The following is a 21,658-nucleotide window of genomic DNA, read 5'->3' on the forward strand; positions in this document are numbered from 1 at the left end:
TCCGGCGTGACGCCCTGTTCCTCGGCGGCCACGATATAGAGCGCCATGATCGGCAGGACGGCGCCATTCATCGTCATCGAGACCGACATTTCATCGAGCGGAATGCCGTCAAACAGGGTGCGTGTGTCGTAGATCGAGTCGATCGCCACGCCGGCCATGCCGACATCGCCAGCAACGCGCGGATGGTCACTGTCATAGCCGCGGTGGGTGGCCAGGTCGAAGGCGACCGAGAGGCCTTTCTGACCGGCTGCGAGATTGCGGCGGTAGAAGGCGTTGGAGTCCTCTGCGGTCGAGAAACCGGCATATTGCCGGATCGTCCAGGGGCGCTGGCCATACATGGTCGGATAGGGGCCGCGCACGAAGGGTGCGGCGCCCGGGACGGAGCCAAGGAAGTCGATACCGGCACTGTCCTCGGCGCGGTATTGCGAGCGGATGGCGAGGCCTTCGGCGGTGTCCCAGGGTTCGCGCGTCCCGCCGCCCGGGCTGCGGGTCTCACCGAGATCGATCTGCGTGAAGTCGGGGTGCTGGCTCATTGGGCGGCCTCCAGCGCGGTCTCATGCAGCGCGGCAAAACGTACGGCATTGAGGGCCGTGTCGGGCAGGTCGGTCTCTGGCCAGACCCCGTCGGTTTCCACCGGTCTGGGATCCGGGTCGCGATACTGGGTGACACCGAGGATCGGCGCCTTGCCTTCGGCGATGCGGGCAAGGTGCGCGGTACGTGACTTGGCGATTTCGCCCTGCAGCCAACCCGTGGCGAAGGCTTCAACGAGGCCACCACGCCGCTCGATCTCCTGGAATTCTTCCCAGGCAGACTGTGCGAGGCTGTCGGCGAGGGTTTCGTGCAGGAAGGCGCCGGCGGCCGGGTCGGTGACCTTGCCGAGATGGCTTTCCTCGGCCAGCAGGATGTGGAGATTGCGGGCGACACGGCGGGCAAAGCCGGTCGGCCGCCCGATCGCCTCCGTCATCGGGCGCACGGTGATCGCATCCGCGCCCCCGGCGGCCGCCGCAAAGCCGGCACAGGCATTGCGGATGAGATTGGTCCAGGCATCGCTGGCTGACAGCATGCGCCGGGCCGTGGTGACGTGCAGGGTCAGGCGCCTGGCTTCGCCGGTGGCGCCAAAACTCTCGGCGATGCGGGCAAAGATGCGTCGGGCCGCGCGCAGCTTGGCGATGGTCAGGTGAATGTCGGCATCGGCGGCAAGGCGCGCCTCGATGGCGCGGGCGGCGCTGTTGGCGTCGAGACCGGTCTCCATCATCAGCCGCATATAGGTTGCAGCGGAGGCGGCCATGATGGCCAGTTCCTGGGTCTCGCTGGCGCCGGCCTCGAACATGTGGGCCGCCTCGCAGCGGAAGATTTTGAGATTGGGGAAGGCCGCCTGGGCCAGCTGGGTCAGCTCGATCGCCTTGGGGAAGCATTGCTCGTCCAGCGCGATGCCCTGGCGTGCCGCCCGTTCCACCGGGTGCAGGCCGAGCCCGCCCTCGACGGTCTCGCCATCAATCCGGCGGCGGGCAAACAGGGTCAGGAGAAGATGGGCGTGATGGCCCTGGCCGCCGAGGCAATCGAGATGGATCGGTGCGAGCGTCAGGTCGACACCGGTGAGGGCCGCATCCAGCGTTTCGATCTCATTGGCTTTGAGACCAAATGCGCCGGTCGGATCAAGGCGTAGCTCAAGCTCGGAAACGCCGCCCATCAGATCGTCCAGCGCGGCCGCATTGGCCGCTTGAGGACTCGCCTCGACCAGGGTCTGGCGCATGCCCCAGGGCAGGTGAAGATCCCGCGGGGTGGCGTCGACGGCATGGCATCCGTCGGGTCGCGTGAAGAAAACCGGTCCGCGCGTGATTCCATCGATTGTGGTGCGCCCGAGCGTGTCGCCGAGATCGGCACCCCGTAGCGCTTTTTCGGCCAGGACCGTCCACATCTCAGGGGTTTGCGGCGGGAAATCCCCGGCGAGCGCGCGGATAGTGTCAGTCATGCCCGGTTTTCCTCGATCTTCGTATCGTTGTTCTGCCGCGGAGAAAAAGCGCGCACGGGCTGTGCGTCAAGTGCGCGGCTGAGACGAGGACAGTGCGTCTGCCTGTCCCCGCTTCGACATTCTGCCACAGACTGGCGGGCCAGCGAGGAGAAACCCCATGTCACAGACCAGTCCGACACTCGATCTGCCGCTCGTCATGCCAGCCCAGGCACAAAAACACGTCACGGTGAATGAGGCCCTCCTGCGCCTCGACGCGCTGGTCCAGCCTGTCGTGGAGAGCCGAACCGTCAGCGAGCAGCCCGCGGACCCGGCCGAAGGCGCGGGCTGGATTATCCCATCAGGCGCCAGTGGTCCGGATTGGGCAAACTATCCCGTTGGTACACTTGCGATATTCCGCGACGGGTGCTGGTCGGCCCTTCAACCGCGCGATGGTTGGCGAGTTCATGTTCGCGATCTCGAGGTCCAGCTTCACTGGAGCGAGGCGTCCGGCATCTGGCGCGCGGCGTCGACCATCACGACATTGGCGGCTGGTGCCGGCGGCGCGGCGAGTCGGGCAGTGATCATCGAGGAAACATTGTCCGGCCTGGCGGGCAGCAGCGTGGAAACGTCTGTGGCCATCCCTGCCAGATCGGTCGTTTTCTGCGTCTCGGTCCGGACGCGGGAGGCTGTCAGTGGTGCGCTGTCCTTTGATTGCGGGATTGCCGGCGAAACGTCGAAATTCGGAGGATCGCTGGGCGTCGGTGCCGGTGCCGCCAATCTGGGTGTTGTTGGCCCGACGGCATTCTACAGCGATACACCGCTTGTCCTGACCGCAAATGGTGGCGACTTCAGCGGCGGAGAAGTCGCACTGGCCATTCATGCCTGGCTGCCGGTTGCCCCGGCCATCGATTGATCAGCCAATCCTGGCTGTGACCGTCGCCATGAGATCGTTCAGCTCAAGCTGGGTGGCCTCGGTCATGCCGTGACCGTTGACGGCAACCAGCCGGAAGTCGGCGTGCGGGCAGGCCGCGGCCAGATCGAAGGCGCTGCGAGCAGGGCATACCATGTCATAGCGTGAATGCAGGATTCCCATCGGAATCTCGGCCAGCCGGTTGAGTCTCGCGTGAATTTCGTTGTCGCCCAGGAAACACGCCTGGCTGAAATAATGGGCTTCGATCAGGGAGTGGGCTGCCATGAAATCGCGCCCCCGCGGGATCAGTGCGGCCCGCACGGCCTCAGGCGGATTGTCGAGATAGGACAGGCGGTCCTCGTATTCCGTCCAGCGATAGACGGCAGACTGGCGCAAGGCGTCCAGCGGCACAGCGGGGTCTGCCAGGGCCCTCAGCGCTGGCAGGCCCTCCGCGATTTCCCCGAGCATGGCGTCAAGATACCAGTTCGCGATCGCCGTGTGATCGCCATGCAAATGCGTGGGAACCGGCGCGATGAAGTCTGCAAAGGCGTCCGGGAAGAAGCGGCGGGCGCCGTCCGGCCCGTGCCACCAGGCCAGCTCGTCCGGTCGTGCCGTGAACACCGCTTCCACAACAAGCGCGCTGACGACCCCGGGATGTGCCTGGGCGTAGACAAGGGCGAGGGTGGAGCCCCAGGACGGCCCGAACACCATCCATTTTTCGATACCCAGATGGGCTCGCAGGGCCTCGATGTCGGCGACCAGGTGTTGGGTCGTATTGCCGGTCAGGGAAAGGTGCGGCGTTGAACGCCCGGTGCCGCGCTGGTCGAACAGGATCAGATTGTGGATTTCCGGATCGAACATGCGGCGGAATTTGGCGGAGATGCCGGATCCCGGGCCGCCATGCAGGAATACCAGTGGCTGGCCGTCCGGATTGCCGCAGCACTCCCAATGCAGCTCATGCCCGTCGCTGACCGGGAGGCGCCCTGTCTCGCGGATGTCGGGGTCGGGAAAAAAGGCCGTCATCGCGCCGGTGCAGCGATGAGCGGATGAGGCTCGGCCACGATGGTATCGAGGCGGGTGGGCGTGTGCGTCGGATGGGTCAGCGATTCGCGCGTTCTCGACTGGCCCTGAAAGCTCACCCGGACGGTCCAGGCGCAAGCCGGGGCGGCTGCGCCGAGCGGTGTCGTAACGGTTGCAGCGATCTCGTGGAGCAGGACCTCCGGACCCTCCGCCAGCGGGCTGAATTCCAGCCTGTGGCCGTGGGCCGCATAACCCGCTTCGATGGTCTCTCGCGCGTCGCGCAGGTCCAGCGGACAGGCCTGCCGGTCGGCCATGCGTTCGGTCATGTTGAGGATACTGTAGACGACGGGCGGTTGCGCAGGGCGCGCGCCGGCATCAGCCTGGGACGCCAGGATATGGATCGCGCCGCCAAGCGTGACCGCAAGGGCGCTCAGCGCACGCAGCCAATCCGATTGAAAAAAAGCCAAATCCTGCCCCATCATCCCCGGACGCATCGGCATCACGCCGCTCATCCTGTCAATATCAGGCAATAGCCAGACGGCTGCTATGCGGCAAGCCCGCAGGCGGGCCAAAGCTGCAGTCGTGTGGGGTAATGGTGCCGCTAGAGTGAATTGAACACTCGACCTCTCCCTTACCAAGGGAACGCTCTACCCCTGAGCTATAGCGGCGCCGGGTCGCCTTTCGGCGAGCGAGAGCCGGGCATATAACGCAAGCCCGCCGCCGCGCCAAGAGAGTCTTGACGTGATCTGCTGCGTTCGACATGACCTTTTGCATGAACAAACCCGTTGATCCTCCCGCCACGCCGCCGCGCGGCAAGCGCGCGCAAGCCGATCCGAACTCCCGGGAGGCTCGCCTGGCCGAGGCGTTGCGGGCCAATCTGCGCCGCCGCAAGGCTGCCACAAGAACGCCCGTGGATGAGCCGGCGGAAAATGACAGCGACGCTGCACAAACTGCCTCAGAAAAGTCCCCCGACCCGTCATAATGCCGCCTGGTTCGGGCACTGGGATGGCGCCCATTCATTGCCTCCCGACTGCGGGCATCATTCACAAGCCGCTCAGGGCACAAGCCGCTCAGGGCACAAGCCTCTCAGGGGCACAAGCGTCTCAGGAGTTCACATGGACCGGATTGTCATCCAGGGCGGCGCGCGCCTTGAAGGCCGTATCGAAATCAGCGGAGCCAAGAATTCCGCGTTGAAGCTGATGGCCGCCGCGCTGCTTACCGATGAGCCGGTCATTCTCACGCGCATGCCGCGCCTGGCGGACAGCCGCTTTCTCGGTCACCTGCTCGAAAAGCTGGGTGTCACGGTCAGCGATGGCGAGGATGCACAATTGACGCTGCACGCCGAGACCATCGCCGACACGTTTGCGCCCTATGATCTGGTGCGAAAAATGCGGGCGAGTTTCAATGTGCTGGGTCCGCTGTTGGCGCGTGAAGGTCATGCCCGGGTCTCGCTGCCCGGCGGTTGTGCGATCGGTGCGCGCCCCGTCGATCTGCACCTCAAGGCGCTCAAGGCGCTGGGAGCCGAGATCGAGATTTCCGAAGGCTATGTATCGGCCAGGGCACCGTCCGGCGGTCTGGTCGGCGCCGAGATCGATTTGCCCTTCGCCTCGGTCGGCGCCACCGAGCACGCCATGCTGGCAGCCGCCCTGGCACGTGGCGAGACCGTCATCGAGAACGCGGCCCGCGAACCGGAGATCAAGGACCTGGCGGATTGCCTGACGGCGATGGGTGCGACCATTGAAGGCGCAGGCTCCTCAACCATCCACATCCAGGGACAGCCGCGCCTGTCCGGCGTAACCCACAAGGTTGTCGCCGACCGGATCGAGACGGCGACCTATGCTCTCGCGGTGGCGGCCGCCGGTGGTGATGCCGTACTCGAAGGGGCTGTGCTGCAGCATAACAAGGCGCTGTGGTCGGCCATGCACGAGGCTGGCGTGACCGTCGAGCCTGTCTCGGACGGCATCCGGGTTGCCCGCAATGGCAGCCGCCTCAACAGCGTCGACATCGAGACCCAGCCCTTTCCGGGCTTTCCAACGGACGCCCAAGCCCAATTCATGGCCCTGATGTCGCTGGCGACCGGGTCCTCGGTCATCCGCGAGACGATTTTCGAGAACCGGTTCATGCACGCGCCGGAGCTGGCGCGGCTTGGCGCCGACATCACCGTGCACGGCAATGAGGCGGTGGTTCGAGGCGTCGAACGGCTGAAGGGCGCCCCGGTCATGGCAACCGATCTGCGAGCCTCGGTCAGTCTTGTCATCGCCGGTCTTGCGGCGGAAGGGGAAACCGTGGTCAACCGGGTCTATCATCTCGATCGCGGTTTCGAGCGGCTGGAGGCCAAACTGTCCGGCTGCGGTGCCCGTATCGAACGCCTCCCTGACGGGGCATAGACGACAGGACAATGCGCGATGACGAAAGCCTTGCGGCTCGCTGCCCTTGATGAACAGGACCTGGAAGCGGTCTCGGCGGCGCTCCAGGACGCCGTCGCCCTGCTGGGTGATTTCGAGCATTCGCAACGTCTGAAAAGCTTCACCATGGCCTTCAACCGCTTTTGCTGGGAGGCAGGGCGCAAGAACCGGCGGGTTCGTTGCGGAGTCCAGGTCGGCCATGTCACCGCGGCCCGCTCGCGCAATATCCGCCAGGGCGCCGAGGATGCGGTGGTCAATCTGCTCAATATCCGCTTCGAACCCGGTCAATTGCCGTCCGGACAGGTGATTTGCACATTTTCCGGTGGCGGAGAGCTGCAGCTTGATGTCGAATGCCTGGACGTGGTCCTGGCCGATCTCAGCCGCTCCTGGCGAGCGATAGCCCGGCCTGGTCACGACGACGCCACATCCGGCGAGCCGGACGGAGACACGCACACACGATGAGCCAGTCCGGAGACAGGATTGTCAGTATTGACCTGGATGGCGCCAGCATGGGGCCGGGTGACGTCAATGCGGATCACGAACGCCGCGTCGCAATTGCCGACCTGCTGGAGGGCAATCGCTTCCGTCCCGACGGTGAAGCCGACGGCCCGTTCGCGCTGCGTCTGGCGATCGAGCATGACCGGCTGGTCTTCGATGTCCGGCAGGAGGATCAGACGCCGGTGCGGGGATTTGTCTTTGCGCTGGGGCCGCTGCGCCGCATCATCAAGGATTATTTTCTGATCTGCGAGAGCTATTACGAGGCCGTGCGCGATGCTCCGCTGGAGCGGATCGAGGCCATCGACATGGCGCGGCGCGGTGTCCACAATGAGGGGTCGACCTTGTTGCGCGAGCGCCTGACCGGCAAGATCGAGGTCGATTTCGATACGGCGCGGCGCCTCTTCACGCTGATCTGCGCCCTGCACAGGCGGGCCGCGTCATGAGCCTGCCCTCGGTGCTCTTCGTCTGCGGCCGCAACGCAATCCGATCACCGATGGGCGAGGCGCTCTGGCGGCTGCGCTTTGGCGACACCGCCACGGCGCGCTCCTGCGGGGTCATTCCGGCCGCTTTCGTGGACCCCTTCATGGTCTCGGTCATGCTGGAAAAGAAGGTCGATCTCGAGGACTTCTCGCCGATCGCCCTGAATGGTGTCGGTGAACCGCCGGCCGACCTCATTGTCTCGCTCTCGACAGCGGCCGATCGCATGGCAAAGGAGTATGCCGCGCGCACCGGGGCAGAGTTCCAGGCCTGGCCAATCCCCGATCCCAGCGAGACCGGCGGCAATCGTGACATGAAGATCGCGGCCTATCGCGAAACCCGTGACGCCATCGCGACCCGTATCGCCCAGTGGCAGCCCACGTCAAAAAGCGCCTGAACACTCGACTTTTGCCCGCAAGGGGGAGTATACAGCGCGCTCCGGGGCGCCGGCCGCTCGGCGAGTCGGCCCACACACCCCAAATTCTATGCCCCCACAGGGTCAGAAACGAGGAGCCGCATGGCGAAAGAAGAGCTGTTGGAGTTTCCGGGCGAAGTCACGGAACTGCTTCCGAATGCGACCTTCCGGGTCAAACTCGAGAATGAACACGAAATCATTGCCCATACTGCGGGCAAGATGCGCAAGAACCGTATCCGCGTGCTCGCCGGCGACAAGGTCCTGGTCGAGATGACGCCCTATGATCTGACCAAGGGCCGGATCACCTATCGCTTCAAGTAAGCTCTTTCAGGCGTGGTGACGCGATGACGCTTGCCGACCCGGCAAATCCCCGCCCGCGCCTGATCCTGGCCAGTGCCTCGCCCCGTCGCTTTGACCTGCTGAGCGGGGCGGGACTGACGCCGGACGCGGTCGAACCAACCCATATCGACGAGCACGAGATCCCCGGCGAGCTGCCCGGGCCGCTCGCCCTGCGCCTGGCGCAGGAAAAGGCGATGGCCCATCCCGGCGCCGAGGATGCCTTTGTGCTGGCGGCCGACACGGTGGTCGGCGTTGGCCGGCGAATCCTGCCCAAGACGGAAACCGAGGATGAGGCGCGGCACTGCCTGGCGCTTCTGTCGGGGCGCAATCATCGCGTTTTCACCGGTATTGCCGCGCGCGGGCCTGAAGCCCGGTTTGCGGCGCGTCTGGTCGAGACCCGGGTCAAGTTCAAGCGTCTGTCCAAGCCCGAGATCGACGCCTACATTGCCACGGGCGAATGGCGTGGCAAGGCGGGCGGTTATGCCATCCAGGGCCGGGCAGGGTGTTTTGTGATCAATCTGATCGGCTCCTTCACCGGCGTTGTCGGCCTGCCGCTCTATGAAACCGCCAATCTGCTGAACGGGCTGGGTTATCCGGTGACGGCGCGGATGGGTGAGGGAGGTTCGGCATGAACCGGCAGATCCTGATCGAGGAGAATATCGGCGAGACCCGGGCCGCTGTGGCCGAGAATGGCCGCATCGTCGAGCTGCATCTCGATCGCTGGTCGGAAGCCGGACAGCGCGCTGTCGAGGGCGAGATTTATCGCGGTCGCATTCGCCGCGTCGAACCGGCCCTGAATGCGGCCTTTGTCGATCTGGGCGTTGGCGAGGAAGGTTTTCTGCCCTTTGGCAAGACCGGCCGTCCCAAGGGGCTGCACGAGGGCGCCGCCCTGGGGGTGCGGGTCGCCCGCGAGGCCTATGCCGAAAAGGGCCCGAACCTGTCCATTGTCGAGGTCGAGGCCGGCGAGGCCCCCGATTGTCTCGAACCAGCCGATATTCTCGCCCAGCGCCTGGTGCGCGCCTTCAGCGATGCCGAGCCCGTCTGGGCCGACGAGACCGACCATGATCTCGAGGCCGCCTTTGACGAGGCGCTTCAAACACGTGTCGCCATTCCCGGCGGCGGCTCGCTCTATATCGAGGCGACGCGGGCGATGACCACGGTCGATATCGACGCCGATGGCCGCAAGGGCCAGGGCAATGCGGCCCAGCTCGCCGTTCAGCTCAATAATTCGGCGGCCAAGGAAGCCGCGCGTCAGGCCCGCATGCGCGGTATTGGCGGCATGATCGCGATCGATTTCGTGCACATGCGCGGGCAGCCTGATCGCAAGGCAGTCGAGCAGACCCTGCGCGGCGCCTTCCGGCGTGACCGCGCCAAGGTTGATGTGGCACCGCTTTCGCAATTCTGCATCGGTGAAGTCGCGCGCCAGCGTCGCGGCCGCACCCTGTCCGAGATCATGCTGGCCGCCGATGGCCGCCCGACCGTCGAGACCGCAGCCCTGGCCGCTTTGCGGCGGCTCGAGGGCGAGGCGCGGTCCGACCGGTCGCGCAAGCTGCGCCTGACGGTCGGGGCCGAGGTCTTCGCCTGGCTTGATGGCGATACCATCGCCTGGCGCGCCGCGCTCGCCGACCGGATCGGTCAGCGCTTCGAACTTGCCGAGAGCATTGAGCTCGATCGCGAAACCTGTCGTGTGGCGCGCGCCTGAGCGTGTCTGCCTCAACCGCCTCCCCACAAAGGAGCCTAGATCATGAAATGTCCGATCTGCCGCCAGCCGGCCGAACCCGATTTCAAACCCTTCTGTTCCAAGCGCTGCGCTGATGTCGATCTGGGCAAATGGGTCAGTGGATCCTATGCCATCCCCGGTGAGCCCGCCGATGTGGCCGAAGACAATCCCGCGACGGAAGAAGATCAATAGCCACAGGTGCGGGCATGGCCAAATGGCCGCGACTGCCACCGGTTGTGATTTCGCTGAAAAGGGCCATGGACACGCATCCATGCCCGACCTATAAACCGCGCTCTCGATTGGCTGCCATGGCAGTTGGTCGACACGGTGCCCGGGTAGCTCAGGGGTAGAGCAGCGGATTGAAAATCCGCGTGTCGGTGGTTCGATTCCGCCCCCGGGCACCATTTTTCCTTCAAAACTCGCACCTCTGACATGACCGTTTCACGAATGGTTTTCCGATGGCTTAGTCGGTAGGCCCGGTGGTAGGCGGTCAGTATCTGCTCCGAATTCGGGATTCTGTCTTGTGATGGAACAAGCGCCTCGCGGCCCGCTTGATGGATTGCACCTTGACGTAGCAACGCGCCACCTCCAAAACTGCGGGACATGACTAGTTAGGGGACAACATGTCGTTCAAATCAGTAGTTTTTCTTGCGGCTGGTGCGTTGGCGCTCGCCGGGTGCACCACGTCGCAAGTCTTGACGGTGCAGCAGCCGGGCGACAGGGCCATGTCCTGCAGTGAACTTCAGCGGGAGTTCAGCGAGATCGAGCGCGTGATGGATGACGCGCAAGGTGATCGAGGTGTGAACACGGCGAATGTTACCGCGGTTCTTCTGTTCTGGCCCGCTGCTGTTGGCAATTACCTATCTGCGGACCAAGCTCTGGAGGCCGCCCAAGATCGTCAGACTTGGCTGTATGAGCTTTACGAGGAAAAAAGCTGCGATTCTTGATCTGAACGCGTTCAGCTCGAACACTTGATTCGATTAGGCGCGAAGGCCTTGGATTGCAAAAACGCCCGGTTGTTCAGCCGGGCGTTTTTTTTGGCTGACCGCCTTTTTCAGGTCAGACCAGCTCTTTCAGCTTCTCCGCGCTGAAGTCCTCCAGCTCGTCAAACCGGCCGTCGCGGACCTTGGCGGCCCATTCCGGGTCGGAGATGAGGGCGCGGCCGACGGCGACCAGGTCGAATTCGTCGCGCTCCAGGCGTTCAATCAGCCCGTCGAGTGAGGAGGCCGGGGAGTTCTCGCCCATGAAGGCGCCAATGAAGTCGGAGTTCAGGCCGACCGAGCCGACGGTTATGGCCGGCTTGCCGGTGAGTTTCTGGGTCCAGCCGGCGAGATTGAGGTCGGAACCTTCGAATTCCGGAATCCAGAAACGGCGGGTCGAGGCGTGGAAGATGTCGACGCCGGCATCCGAAAGCGGGCCGAGGAATTCGCCCAGCGCCTCGGGCGCATCGGCGAGGCGGGCATTGTAATCCTGCTGTTTCCACTGCGAATAACGCAGGATGAGGGGCAGGTCGGCGGGAATTTCCGCGCGCACCGCCTTGACGATTTCCTGAACGATCGTGGTGCGTTCGACGAGCCCGCCACCGAAACGGTCATCGCGCTGGTTCATGCCCTCCCAGAAGAACTGGTCGAGAAGATAGCCGTGTGCGCCATGCAGTTCGATGGCGTCAAAACCGATTTCGGCGGCGGCCCGGGCTGCCTTGGCGAAGGCGGCGATGGTGTCGGCAATATCCTCGGCGCTCATCGGTTCGCCGACCTGCTTGCCGCCCGGGACAATGCCGGACGGGCTGTCGGACTTGGCCTCGGGATGTGGTCCGGTGCCGGGCTTGCGGGCGAGCCCGACATGCCAGAGCTGCGGCGCGATCTTGCCGCCAGCGGCATGGACCGCATCGACAACCGCCTTCCACCCGGCCAGCGAGGCCGGTTCATGAAAATTCGGTATGGCCGGGTCGAAGCTGGCGCCCGGGCGGTCGACAGTCGTGCCCTCGGTGATGATCAGTCCGACCGCATTTTCGGCGCGGCGACGATAATAGTCGACGACCGGCTGGCCCGGCACGCCGCCCGGGCTCTTCGAGCGTGTCATCGGGGCCATCACGATGCGGTTGGGCAGGGTCAGCGAGCCCAGCGAGAAGGGGCGGAACAGGGCGTCGGTCGAGGTCATGCGGTGATCCTTGAGAATTGAACTCGCTCAAGATGTAATGGGCTTTGTGGCAAAATCGACCCTTCGGTATGTATTTGACCCATGCATTTTGCGGCGGCGCAGCGAAATCCTTGCGGCCGTGCGGCGCGGCGCGTGCGGGGCGGGGATAGGCGGACCCGCAGCAGACTTGTAGAAGAATCCGATGCCGGAAACCGTTTCGCCCGATCCACAGCCTTTCAATGCCCGCTTCGTGCGCCGCGTTTGCGCGCGCCAGGGCTGGAACATGGTCGATCTGGATGGGGGAGGCGGCTATCTGTTTGCCGTCGAGGCTGGCGGTCGGCGTGTCCTGACGGGGGCGGGTGCGATCTGTGCCTATCCGACCAACCCGGCAACGGCTTACACGATTGCGCGCGACAAGGCGTTCACGGCGGCTGCGCTCGCCGGTGAAGGCCTCGCGCATGTGCCGACCTCGCTCTGGTTCATCGGAACCGCGCGCCGGCATCTGCGACCCCCGGGCCGCGAGCGGGCTGACCTCGAGGCGCAGGCCGGTTCGCTGACCTATCCGCTGTTTGCCAAGCCCAATCGCGGCGCTCATGGTGACTTCGCTGAACGGATCGAAACGTCTGCTGCCCTGCTGGACTATCTTGCCCGTGTCGCCCGGGCGCATGACCAGATTGTGATCCAGCCGCTCGTCGAGGCGGCGGAGTACCGCGTTTTCGTGGTCGGCGGGCGGGCGCGCTTCCAGTATGGCAAGGCCGAGGGCGGACTTGGCGGTGACGGGGTATCGACCTGGACCGACCTGTTCGAAAGCCTCAATGCCCGATTGGCCGCCGATGCGCTCAGCCTGGTTCCGGCGAGTGCTTTCTCGACCGGCCTCGCCGCGATATCGGCCTCACCATCCGATATCGCCAGAACCGGACAGCGCCTGCCACTTGGCGGGCGTCGCAATCTGGCGACCGGCGGCTATCCGGTAGGGTTCCGAACGGATGTCGATCCGGCGCTCGGCGCCCTCGCCATTGCTGCCACGTCCGCCTTGGGTCTCGATGTGGCGGGCGTTGATCTGTTTGCGCCGGACGCGGGTGAGCCGCTCGTTCTGGAGGTCAATGGCAATCCCAGCTTTGCCTCGTTGGAGGGACTCGGTGAGGAGAAGCTGGCAGAGGCGATCTGGGCGGATGTCCTGCGCCGCGCGCTGGAGGTGGCGCCATGAAGATGAGCACGCTCGACCTGCCGCGCTTCGGTGCCGGTATCGGACTGGCACGGACGTCTGCCATCGCCAGGCGCCTCGGCCTCGACCTGGCCGCGATCGGGCGCCGCGCGATGGTGATCACCGGCAGCAATGGCAAGGGCAGCGTCTCGCGCATGCTGGCCAGCCTGTTCACGGCTGCGGGCGAGCGGACCGGGCTGTTCACCTCGCCACACCTGCACGCCTTCAACGAGCGTTTCGTGCTGCGCGGCGAGATGATCGATGATGGTTCGCTCACGGTGCTGGAAGCGCGGGTCGGTGAGGCGATCGAGGCGCACATTCACCAGCAGGGCTGGGATCAGCCCGGAGCCTTCGAGGCCGGTTTCCTGACCGCGCTCCTCTGGTTCCAGGAGGCCGGCGCTGAGCGCCTGGTGATCGAGGCCGGCATTGGCGGGCGCTATGACCCGACCCGGCTGCTCATGGCGCCGCATGCAGCCCTGGTCAGCCTCGACTTCGAACACATGCCGCTTCTCGGTTCCAGCCTGCGGGAAGTGGCGCTGGACAAGCTCGACATCGCGCCACCCGGCGGGCGGATCATTCTTGGTCGCAGCCTGGCCAGCGAGCGCCCGGCCATCGAGACCGTCGCCGGCCTCAAGCAAGTCGCGCTGGGCTGGGTGGCTGATCAGTATCGCCCATCTCGATCGAGCGACGCGCTCTCGGGCCATGTGGTGAGGCTGGACCATGCCGTGCGCGGGCCGCTCGATCTAACAATGGCGATGCATGGACGCTTCCAGCTCGACAATCTGGAAGTGGCGCTGGAAGCCTTCGCCGACGCGCGCCCTGATCTGTTCCCGGGCGCTTGGCCGGATCTCATTGCTCCGGCACTGGCTGGGTGCAGCAATCCCGCCCGGATGGAGTATCTGCCCGGTGAGCCGGGCCTGTTGGTCGATGCCGGTCATACGCCCGCGGGGATTGCGGCGGCGGTAGCCGGGGTCGAGACGCTGCTGAACCGCCGCAAGGCCGTGCTGCTGCTCGGCATGTCAGCGGACAAGCCGGTCGCGGCCATGCTCGATGTGCTCGCGCCGGCCTTCGAGCGGGTGATTGTGTCTACTTTGCCTGGCGGTGTGCCGGCGGCGGATCTGGCGGCTGCCTACAAGGCCCGGAATGCGACCGCTCATGTGTTGATCGCGAACAAGGCAAGTGCAGCCGTGGCGCTTGCTCTGGCCATGCCCGAGCGGCGTGAGGTCGTCGCGCTGGGCGGTCTGTTCTGGGCTGCGGCGGTACGTGAAGCCTGGCTCGGCGCAACACCGGCCCCTTGCGCCGAGTAGAAAACGGTGTTCACTTTTCGACTGACGCCGAAGATGCGGTACGGGAGGAAAGATGTCCGCGACTGATTTTGATGTCCTGATCGTCGGCGCCGGTCTGTCCGGCATTGGTGCCGCTTATCACCTGCAGACGCGTTGTCCGGAGCGCAGTTATGCCATCCTCGAGGCGCGCGATGCGATCGGCGGGACGTGGGACCTTTTTCGCTATCCCGGTATCCGCTCGGACAGTGACATGTACACGTTCGGCTACGCCTTCCGGCCCTGGACCGGCGGCAAGGCCTTCGCCGACGGACCGTCCATCCGGCAATATGTCCGCGACACCGCAAGCGAGAACGGGATCGACCGGCATATCCGCTTTGGCCACAAGGTCCTGGCTGCCAATTGGGACAGCAACGCGGCACGCTGGCAGGTTCGCTCCACGGACGGGCAGGGTGGCGAGACCGTGCTGACGGCCCGTTTCCTCATGCTGTGCTCGGGCTATTACCGCTATGACGAGGGCTATCTGCCCGCATTTGCAGGCTATGAGGACTTCAAGGGCGCCATCGCGCATCCGCAGCACTGGGACAGTGAGCTCGACTATGCCGGCAAGAAGGTCGTGGTCATCGGTTCCGGCGCAACCGCGGTGACCCTGGTACCGGCCATGGCAGAGACGGCAGCGCATGTCACGATGCTGCAGCGCTCACCGACCTATATCGCAGCCCGACCCTCGCGCGATGTCATTGCCGAGACCCTGCGCAAGGCCCTGCCGGCAAAGCTCGCCTACCTCGTTTCCAGGATCAAGAATATCGGCTTGGCCATCTATATTTATCAGATATCCAAACGCTGGCCGGCCTTCGTCAAGAAGGCGGTCATCAAGGCGGTGAAGGACCAGCTGGGTGAGGGGTTCGATGTCGAGACGCATTTCACGCCGAGCTATAATCCCTGGGACCAGCGCTTCTGTCTTGCTCCCGATGGCGACTTCTTCGAGGCGCTGAAATCGGGCAGGGCGGACATTGTCACCGACCATATCGAGCGCTTCACCGCGACCGGGATCCAGCTGAAATCCGGGGCGCAAATTGAGGCCGATATCATCGTGCCGGCGACCGGTCTCGAGATGCAGCTGGCCGGGGCCGCGCAAATCTCGCTCGATGGAGAGGTTGTCGATCCGGCCGACCTTTACACCTATCGCGGCATGATGCTGGGTGATGTGCCCAACCTGGCGCTGGCGTTTGGCTATACCAATGCCTCCTGGACGCTCAAGGTTGACCTGACCTGCGAACGGGTCTGTCGCATGCTGAACCACATGAAGAAGACCGGTACCGATATCGCGGTCCCGAAAGTGCCGGACGACATCAGGCCGGAACCGCTGCTCGATTTCTCGTCGGGCTATGTCCAGCGGGCGATAGCCCACCTTCCCAGGCAGGGTGATCGTGCACCCTGGAAGACCTATCAGAACTATGTCCAGGACATGCTGACCATCCGCTTCGGCAAGCTCGAGGACGGATATATGACCTTTGCCAAGGCACCGGGTCCTGTCGTCGGCAGCCAGGCCCGGGAGGCTGCGGAATGACGGACCGTTTTGATTTTGCAGGGCGAACGGCGCTGATCACCGGGGCCGCCAGCGGCATTGGCGCGGCCCTGGCCGCCGACCTCGCGGGACGCGGGGCGCATCTGATCCTCGTCGATATCAATGCCGACGGGCTGGAGGCGGTCGCGGCGCCGCTGCGTGCCGACGGGCGCACGGTCGCGACCTTTGTGGTCGACATGGCCGATGCCGATGCGATCGAACAGCTGGCCAAGGATGTCACTGACGCGGGGGAGCCCGTCCATCTGCTGATCAACAATGCCGGAATCGCCCTGGGAGGTCTGTTCGAGGAAGTCGACATGGCCGATTTCGAACGGCTTCTGGCCATCAATCTCTACGGCGTTATCCGCATGACCCGCGCTTTCCTGCCCAGACTTCGCGCGGTCGAAGAGGCACATATTGTCAATATATCCAGCATCTTCGGTATCGTCGCTCCGGCTGGACAGGCAGCATACGCGACCGCCAAGTTCGGCGTGAAGGGGTTTTCCAACGCCCTGCGGCATGAGCTCGCCGGATCATCGATCGGTGTGACAACCGTCCATCCCGGCGGCGTGGCGACCAATATTGCCGCCAGCGCCAAAGCGCCGCCAAGCGCCAGCGCGGCCGAGATCGCCGCGGCGAAACGGCAGACCCAGCGCCTGCTGGTCATGCCGCCGCCGGAGGCTGCCCGCCTCATTCTCAATGGTGTGGCGCGCCGGAAACCCCGTATCTTCGTGGGACGGGACGCCCACACCATGATGTGGCTCGAGCGCCTGTTTCCGACCCGCTACTGGTCCCTCATGCAATCCATGGTCGGCGCGCGCCGGTCCGGTTCCAAGGCCTCGTCCTAGGGGGAGTTCATGCTCACCATCATCCTGTCCATCATTGGCGGCATTGGCCTGCTTCTTCTGGTCGGTCTTCTTGTGGCCTGGCGTTTCTCGCACGCGGTATCGGCCAAGGCGTCTGCCGCGATCCCGCCGAAAGGCCATTTCACCGAGGTCGCTGGCGGACGGCTGCATTGGATCGAAAAGGGCGAGGGGCGTCCGGTCGTCATGATCCACGGTCTCGCCGGCAATCTGCACAATTTCACCTATGCGATGGTCGACCGGCTGGCGGCGGCCGGTTATCGCGCCATCGCCATCGACCGGCCCGGTTGCGGCTGGTCCGAGCGTGACACGGACGAGCAGGCGCGCATTCCCGAGCAGGCCCGCATGATCGCCGAAATGCTCGCCAAGGAGGGGATTGAGCGGCCGCTCCTGGTCGGTCACTCGCTGGGCGGGGCGGTCTCGCTGGCCCTGGCCCTGAACCATGCCGACCAGGTCGGTGGCCTCGCCCTGGTCTCGGCCCTGATCAAGGCACCGGAAACCCCGTCGGAGGCCTTTTCCGGCATCAATGTTGCCAATCCAGGCATGCGCCGCTTTGTCTCCGAGACGCTGGCCATCCCGATGTCGATCCGCAATGGCGCCAAGACGCTGGCCATTGTCTTCGGACCGGATGCGGCGCCGGAGGATTTCCGCTTCAGGGGCGGCGGCCTGCTGTCCCTGCGCCCGAAGGCCTTCTACGCCGCCGCCACCGACATGCATGCGGTCGGTCTCGACATGGATGCCATCACCGCGCGCCTGTCGGAAATCTCCGTGCCGGTGGGGCTCTTCTACGGGCTGGAGGACCGCATCCTGTCGGCACCGGAACAGATTGCGGCCCTGACCGAAGCTCTGCCAGAGGCTGATGTCGAAACGATGGAGGAACGCGGCCACATGCCGCCGGTCATCGAGCCGGACCGCCTGCAGATCTTCATCGAGCGCATGGCGGGCAAGCTGGGGTAGGGGCGCTTTTCTGGCCCCATACATTGTCATCCCGGCCGGATGACCCGCATAGGCGGGTCGCAGAGCCGGGACCTATATGCGCCGATATCGGCCGCACTGGGCTGATGGGTCCCGGATCTTCGCCCTGATCAAGTCAGGGCTACGTCCGGGATGACAACGGGGTGGCGAGTGACGTGATGTCTTTCCCTCTCCCCCGGGAGAGGGTGGCCGAAGGCCGGGTGAGGGGGGACTCCCGGTGAAGGGGTGCTGATCCCCCTCATCCGTCGCTTCGCGACACCTTCTCCCACGGGAGAAGGGCGCCCGTACGCGCCTCACTCCACCACAGCCAGCAGATCCTTGGCGTCAACCTGCGTGCCCGCGCTGACGGGCAGGCGTTTGACCGTGCCGGCCTGGGGTGCGGTGATCGAGGTTTCCATCTTCATCGCTTCCAGGGTCATGAGGAGTTCGCCGGCCTTGACGGTTTCGCCCTCTTTCGCGGCGACGGTAGCGATCAGGCCGGGCATGGGGGCGGGGATATGCGCCGTATTGGCCATGTCGGCCTTCTCATTGGCGATCACGGTTGAGGCGACCGACTTGTCATCGACCCGGACCACGCGCGGCTGGCCATTGAGTTCGAAGAAGACTTCCCGCTCGCCATGGTCATTCGGTTCGCCGATGGCCATGAAGCGGATATTGAGCGCCTTGCCCGGATCGATATCGACCGAGATCTCATCGCCAGGCTCCATGCCATAGAAGAAGACCGGCGTCGGCAGTCGGTCGACCCGTCCGAATTCGCGGCGGTGGTCTTCATAATCGGCGAAGACTCGTGGGTACATGATGGCCGAACACAGGTCATTGTCGTTCACCGCGCGCTCGCCATGGCCCTTGATGGTCTTGCGAACGGCGTCGAAATCGACCGGGTCGAGATGCTGGCCCGGCCGGTCGGTGCGGGGTTTTTCACCCTTGAGGGCCTTGGCCTGCAGGGCTGGCGGCCAGCCGCCGGGCGGTTGGCCGAGATCGCCGCGCAGCAGGCCGATCACGCTTTCCGGGAAATTGATCTCGGTGTCCGGGTCGAGCACGTCTTGCGGCGTCAGGCCGGAGGAGACCATGTAGAGCGCCATGTCGCCGACGACCTTGGAGGAGGGCGTCACCTTGACGATATCGCCGAACATCATGTTGACCGCGGCATACATCTTGGCGACCTCATGCCAGCGCTCGGCCAGACCCATCGAGCGGGCCTGTTCCTTGAGATTGGTGAACTGGCCGCCCGGCATTTCGTGCAGATAGACCTCGGATGCGCCGGCCCGCAGGTCCGGCTCGAAAGCGGCATACTGGGTGCGCACATCCTCCCAGTAATCCGAGAAGCGGCGAATCACGGCCGGGTCCAGTCCGCTGGCGCGCGGCGTGTCGCCCAGGGCGGTGACGATCGAGCCCAGATTGGGCTGCGAGGTGAGGCCGGAAAAACTGTCCATGGCGGCATCCACCGCATCGGCGCCGGCCTCGCAGGCGGCCAGCACGGTCGCGGCGGCAATGCCGGACGTGTCGTGGGTGTGATAGTGGATCGGCAGGCCGGTCTCGTCCTTCAGGGCCTTCACCAGGGTGCGGATCTGGGCCGGACGGCACAGGCCGGCCATGTCCTTGATGCCGATGATATGGGCGCCGGCGGATTTCAGCTCCCGGGCCAGGCCGAGATAATAGTCGAGCTGGTATTTCGGCCGGTCGGGATGACCGAGATCGCCGGTATAGCAGATCGCCGCCTCGCACAGCCGGTCGGTCTTGAGCACCGACTCCATGGCGACTTTCATGTTCTCGGCCCAGTTGAGACTGTCGAAGACGCGAAAGACATCGATCCCGGTCTCGGCCGCCTGGCGGACGAAGAGATCGACCGCATTGTCGGGATAATTCGTGTAGCCGACCGCATTGGAGGCCCGCAGCAGCATTTGCAGCATGATATTGGGCATGCGCTGGCGCAGGTCGGCGAGCCGGTCCCAGCTGTCTTCCTTCAAAAAGCGCAGGGCAACGTCAAAGGTCGCGCCGCCCCAGCACTCGACCGAGAAAAGCTGGGAGAGATGCTCGGCATAGGCCTCCGATACGGTGACCATGTCGTGCGAGCGCATGCGGGTGGCCAGCAGGGATTGGTGACCATCGCGCATCGTTGTGTCGGTGATCAGCACGCGCTCCTGGGCCAGCATCCAGTCGCGGAAGCCTTCCGGACCCAGCCGGTCGAGCAATTGTTTGGTCCCGTCGGGCGCCTGGCCGGTGCTCGTCGGGGGCACGGGGATGACAGCGTGCGAGGGCGGCACGGGGCGACCGGCGACTTCCGGATTTCCGTTGACCGAGACGTCGGCGATGAAGCCCAGGAGCCGGGTCGCGCGGTCGCGGCGCTTGGGAAAATCGAACAGGGAAGGCGTGGTGTCGATGAAGCGGGTGGTGATGTTGCCCGAGACGAAATCGGGGTGATTGATGACGTTTTCCAGGAAGGCGATATTGGTCGAGACGCCGCGGATGCGGAACTCCCGCAGGGCGCGGTCCATGCGACGCACGGCCTCCTCTGGCGTGGCGGCCCAGGCGGTGACCTTTTCCAGCAGGCTGTCGAAATAGCGGGTGATCACGGCGCCGGAATAGGCGGTACCGCCATCGAGCCGGATGCCGAAGCCGGTGGCGCCGCGATAGGCGGTGATGCGGCCATAATCCGGGGTGAAATTATTCTGCGGATCTTCCGTGGTAACCCGGCATTGCAGGGCATGGCCGTGCAGGGTGATCCTTGATTGTTCGGGAATGCCGGTTTCGCTCTCCACCCCGATATGACCGCCGCGGGCGATCTGGATCTGGGCCCGCACAATGTCGATCCCGGTGACTTCCTCGGTCACGGTATGCTCGACCTGGACGCGCGGATTGACCTCGATGAAGTAGAATTTCCCGGTCTCGGCATCGAGCAGGAATTCCACCGTGCCGGCGCCGCAATAACCGGCATGGCGCACCAGCCGCAGGGCGGCTTCGCAGATGGCGGTACGGGTTTCCTCGGCCATGTCCGGCGCCGGCGCGCGCTCGACGACTTTCTGGTTGCGGCGCTGGACGGTGCAGTCGCGCTCGAAGAGATGGACCAGATTGCCATGGCTGTCGCCGAGGATCTGGACCTCGATATGGCGCGCCTTGCGGATCAGCTTTTCCAGATAGACCTCGCCATTGCCGAAGGCCGCTTCGGCCTCGCGGCGGCCGGCCCTGGCCTGGTCGTGCAGCTGGCTTTCATCCTCGATCACCCGCATGCCGCGCCCGCCGCCGCCCCAGCTGGCTTTCAGCATCAGCGGATAACCAACAGCGCTCGCCATCGCCGCCCAGTCATCCGACGCGTCGGGCAGGGGGCCTGTTGCGGGCACCACCGGGACATCGGCCTCGACTGCCATATTGCGGGCAGCGACCTTGTTGCCGAGCGACTTCATCACATCCGGCGAGGGGCCGATAAAGGTCAGGCCGGCAGCGGCGCAGGCTTCGGCGAAGTCTGGGTTCTCCGACAGGAAGCCATAGCCGGGATGGATGAGGGTGGCGCCGCACTTCCTGGCGATCGCGATGATGCCGTCGATATCGAGATAGGCCTTCACCGGACCGAGACCGGCACCCACCCGATAGCTTTCATCCGCCTTGAAGCGGTGGAGCGCCAGCTTGTCCTCCTCGGCATAGATCGCGACCGTGCGCAGGCCGAGTTCGGTGGCGGCCCGCATGATGCGGATGGCGATTTCACTGCGATTGGCGATGAGGAGTTTTTCGGTAGGCAAGTGGTGTCTCCCGATTGGGTCAGGGGTGGCGCGCGCCGGCCAGTGCGCTGGTACCGGTACCATGAAACCCGCTTCGGGGCGGGTATGGAAGCGAAATGTTGCGGTGCGAAAGGACAGGGTGACGGGTTTTGGGGGCGACTTCAACCGGCATGCTTTCG

The 21,658-nt window shown here is 64.8% G+C and carries 21 protein-coding genes and 2 tRNA genes; 16 read left to right on the forward strand and 7 right to left on the reverse strand.

What is annotated here, in order from left to right; genetic code table 11:
* The coding region (locus tag QZZ02_RS11435) for a methylmalonyl-CoA mutase family protein (protein ID WP_291844593.1) at positions 1–533 on the reverse strand (533 nt) is incomplete at its 3' end.
* Positions 530–1,972 carry a methylmalonyl-CoA mutase family protein gene (locus QZZ02_RS11440; RefSeq protein ID WP_291844594.1) on the reverse strand — a complete coding sequence of 481 codons (1,443 nt, stop codon included), beginning with the start codon at positions 1,970–1,972 and terminating at the stop codon, positions 530–532. The genes QZZ02_RS11440 and QZZ02_RS11435, both read right to left, overlap by 4 nt.
* 157 nt (positions 1,973–2,129) lie before the next feature.
* Between QZZ02_RS11440 and QZZ02_RS11445 the strand changes: the two genes are divergently transcribed.
* A complete protein-coding gene (locus QZZ02_RS11445) occupies positions 2,130–2,864 on the forward strand; it encodes a DUF2793 domain-containing protein (RefSeq protein ID WP_291844595.1) in 735 nt (244 codons plus the stop codon).
* Here QZZ02_RS11445 and pip read toward each other — a convergent pair whose 3' ends face one another.
* The 3 genes from pip to QZZ02_RS11460 all read right to left on the reverse strand — a co-directional run bounded on the left by pip (position 2,865) and on the right by QZZ02_RS11460 (position 4,549).
* A complete protein-coding gene (pip, locus tag QZZ02_RS11450; protein ID WP_291844597.1) occupies positions 2,865–3,884 on the reverse strand; it encodes a prolyl aminopeptidase in 1,020 nt (339 codons plus the stop codon).
* Positions 3,881–4,393 (reverse strand): hypothetical protein, encoded by a 513-nt coding sequence (locus QZZ02_RS11455; protein ID WP_291844599.1) that lies wholly within the window; start codon positions 4,391–4,393, stop codon positions 3,881–3,883. The genes pip and QZZ02_RS11455 overlap by 4 nt, the downstream gene beginning before the upstream one ends.
* Before the next feature lie 81 nt (positions 4,394–4,474).
* Positions 4,475–4,549: transfer RNA gene (locus tag QZZ02_RS11460), tRNA-Thr, on the reverse strand.
* A 447-nt stretch (positions 4,550–4,996) separates the two neighbouring features.
* On the opposite strand from QZZ02_RS11460, the gene murA reads away from it, so the two are divergent.
* From murA to QZZ02_RS11510, 10 genes are all read left to right on the forward strand, one after another.
* Positions 4,997–6,268, forward strand: a complete 1,272-nt coding sequence (gene murA / locus QZZ02_RS11465) for a UDP-N-acetylglucosamine 1-carboxyvinyltransferase (protein WP_291844600.1) — start codon at positions 4,997–4,999, stop codon at positions 6,266–6,268.
* Positions 6,269–6,286: 18 nt separating this feature from the next.
* Positions 6,287–6,748, forward strand: a complete 462-nt coding sequence (locus tag QZZ02_RS11470; RefSeq protein WP_291844601.1) for a DUF2948 family protein — start codon at positions 6,287–6,289, stop codon at positions 6,746–6,748.
* Positions 6,745–7,227: a UPF0262 family protein gene (locus tag QZZ02_RS11475; RefSeq protein ID WP_291844602.1), complete on the forward strand. Its 483-nt coding sequence runs from the start codon at positions 6,745–6,747 to the stop codon at positions 7,225–7,227. Before QZZ02_RS11470 ends, QZZ02_RS11475 begins: the two co-directional genes overlap by 4 nt.
* The gene (locus QZZ02_RS11480) at positions 7,224–7,658 is read left to right on the forward strand and encodes a low molecular weight phosphatase family protein (RefSeq protein WP_291844603.1); all 435 of its coding nucleotides are present in this window, start codon (positions 7,224–7,226) and stop codon (positions 7,656–7,658) included. Before QZZ02_RS11475 ends, QZZ02_RS11480 begins: the two co-directional genes overlap by 4 nt.
* A gap of 120 nt (positions 7,659–7,778) precedes the next feature.
* Entirely contained in the window at positions 7,779–7,997 is a 219-nt protein-coding gene (gene infA, locus QZZ02_RS11485; protein ID WP_011643070.1) for a translation initiation factor IF-1, read from the forward strand.
* 23 nt (positions 7,998–8,020) lie between these two features.
* Positions 8,021–8,647: a Maf family nucleotide pyrophosphatase gene (locus QZZ02_RS11490; RefSeq protein ID WP_291844606.1), complete on the forward strand. Its 627-nt coding sequence runs from the start codon at positions 8,021–8,023 to the stop codon at positions 8,645–8,647.
* On the forward strand, positions 8,644–9,717 hold the full coding sequence (locus tag QZZ02_RS11495) for a ribonuclease E/G (RefSeq protein ID WP_291844607.1): 1,074 nt from the start codon (positions 8,644–8,646) through the stop codon (positions 9,715–9,717). The genes QZZ02_RS11490 and QZZ02_RS11495 overlap by 4 nt, the downstream gene beginning before the upstream one ends.
* Positions 9,718–9,759: 42 nt before the next feature.
* Positions 9,760–9,927, forward strand: coding sequence for a DNA gyrase inhibitor YacG (gene yacG, locus QZZ02_RS11500; RefSeq protein ID WP_291844608.1), 168 nt, complete (start codon positions 9,760–9,762; stop codon positions 9,925–9,927).
* 137 nt (positions 9,928–10,064) lie between these two features.
* Positions 10,065–10,139: transfer RNA gene (locus tag QZZ02_RS11505), tRNA-Phe, on the forward strand.
* Positions 10,140–10,358: 219 nt separating this feature from the next.
* Entirely contained in the window at positions 10,359–10,682 is a 324-nt protein-coding gene (locus QZZ02_RS11510; protein ID WP_291844609.1) for a hypothetical protein, read from the forward strand.
* A gap of 112 nt (positions 10,683–10,794) precedes the next feature.
* On the opposite strand, the gene QZZ02_RS11515 is transcribed toward QZZ02_RS11510, so the two are convergent.
* Positions 10,795–11,895, reverse strand: coding sequence for an NADH:flavin oxidoreductase (locus tag QZZ02_RS11515; protein ID WP_291844611.1), 1,101 nt, complete (start codon positions 11,893–11,895; stop codon positions 10,795–10,797).
* Positions 11,896–12,076: 181 nt separating this feature from the next.
* Between QZZ02_RS11515 and QZZ02_RS11520 the strand changes: the two genes are divergently transcribed.
* The 5 genes from QZZ02_RS11520 to QZZ02_RS11540 are packed head-to-tail and all read left to right on the forward strand — an operon-like array spanning position 12,077 to position 17,748.
* On the forward strand, positions 12,077–13,081 hold the full coding sequence (locus tag QZZ02_RS11520) for a hypothetical protein (protein ID WP_291844612.1): 1,005 nt from the start codon (positions 12,077–12,079) through the stop codon (positions 13,079–13,081).
* Positions 13,078–14,385: a cyanophycin synthetase gene (locus tag QZZ02_RS11525; RefSeq protein WP_291844613.1), complete on the forward strand. Its 1,308-nt coding sequence runs from the start codon at positions 13,078–13,080 to the stop codon at positions 14,383–14,385. Before QZZ02_RS11520 ends, QZZ02_RS11525 begins: the two co-directional genes overlap by 4 nt.
* A 52-nt stretch (positions 14,386–14,437) precedes the next feature.
* Positions 14,438–15,931, forward strand: a complete 1,494-nt coding sequence (locus QZZ02_RS11530; RefSeq protein ID WP_291844615.1) for an NAD(P)/FAD-dependent oxidoreductase — start codon at positions 14,438–14,440, stop codon at positions 15,929–15,931.
* Positions 15,928–16,776: an SDR family oxidoreductase gene (locus QZZ02_RS11535; protein WP_291844616.1), complete on the forward strand. Its 849-nt coding sequence runs from the start codon at positions 15,928–15,930 to the stop codon at positions 16,774–16,776. Before QZZ02_RS11530 ends, QZZ02_RS11535 begins: the two co-directional genes overlap by 4 nt.
* A 9-nt stretch (positions 16,777–16,785) precedes the next feature.
* Positions 16,786–17,748 carry an alpha/beta hydrolase gene (locus QZZ02_RS11540; RefSeq protein WP_291844617.1) on the forward strand — a complete coding sequence of 321 codons (963 nt, stop codon included), beginning with the start codon at positions 16,786–16,788 and terminating at the stop codon, positions 17,746–17,748.
* 311 nt (positions 17,749–18,059) lie between these two features.
* Here QZZ02_RS11540 and QZZ02_RS11545 read toward each other — a convergent pair whose 3' ends face one another.
* Entirely contained in the window at positions 18,060–21,500 is a 3,441-nt protein-coding gene (locus QZZ02_RS11545; protein WP_291844618.1) for a pyruvate carboxylase, read from the reverse strand.
* Positions 21,501–21,658 lie beyond the last annotated feature (158 nt).

It is taken from the genome of Maricaulis sp. (genome assembly GCF_015665295.1).
In the GTDB taxonomy this organism is placed as follows: domain Bacteria; phylum Pseudomonadota; class Alphaproteobacteria; order Caulobacterales; family Maricaulaceae; genus Maricaulis.